Source organism: Oleiphilus sp. HI0117 (assembly GCF_001635235.1).
Genome location: NZ_LWGA01001492.1, coordinates 1 through 651, shown reverse-complemented (window position 1 = coordinate 651; position 651 = coordinate 1). Strand labels below are relative to the sequence as shown.

1 protein-coding gene is annotated in these 651 nt (G+C 48.2%); it reads left to right on the top strand.

Translation table 11 applies throughout. From position 1 onward, the window contains the following. On the top strand, positions 1 to 651 hold a 651-nt coding region (locus A3757_RS24715; protein WP_156506572.1), incomplete at both ends, for a DUF1631 family protein.

Genomic DNA, 651 nt, shown 5'->3' with positions numbered 1-651 from the left:
AATCTCTTGGTGGTGGAACCGGGCAAGCTGATACTCAAAGCGCTGCATTAACAGCGCCGCCTTTTCAGTCCGCAAGCTCTCCTTCAGGTGCGGCTCCAGGTCTAGGAACACTATCCGGTCAAGCAAATCAAATGGGTGGCGATAGTCCATTCCAACAAAATCAGGCAGAAGTGCAAAGTGCGCTAAATAATGTTGTGGGTTTGATGCGATCTTTGCGGAAAAAATCAGCTGAACAGAGTCAGCGCTTAGGTGAGGCCAGCGCTCCACTAGAGAATTACTCGCAAGGAGAGTTCACCGAAGGCCTTGCTGAGCTTCAAGGTGCTAGTGATGCTGACAAGCTGGAAGAACGCCCTAGCTTGATGTCCCGAGTAGAGGAGAGCTTCAAACAGCAGGGAACTGAAAAAGCACTCGATGAGCAACAGAAGGTTGCTATCGATGTCGTAGATCGCTTTTTTTACAGTATGCGGAATAACCCCCGTATTAGTTCTGAAGCAAAACAGCACCTACTTAAACTTGAAGTACCAGTACTGAAAGTGCTACTGAAAGATGAGCGTTTCTTTGAAGATCATAATAGCTCCGTCAGAGCTGTTATGAACCGTATTGCTCAGCTTGGCGCAAAAGGTGTTACCTTGAACCCTGCAAGCCGGCGAA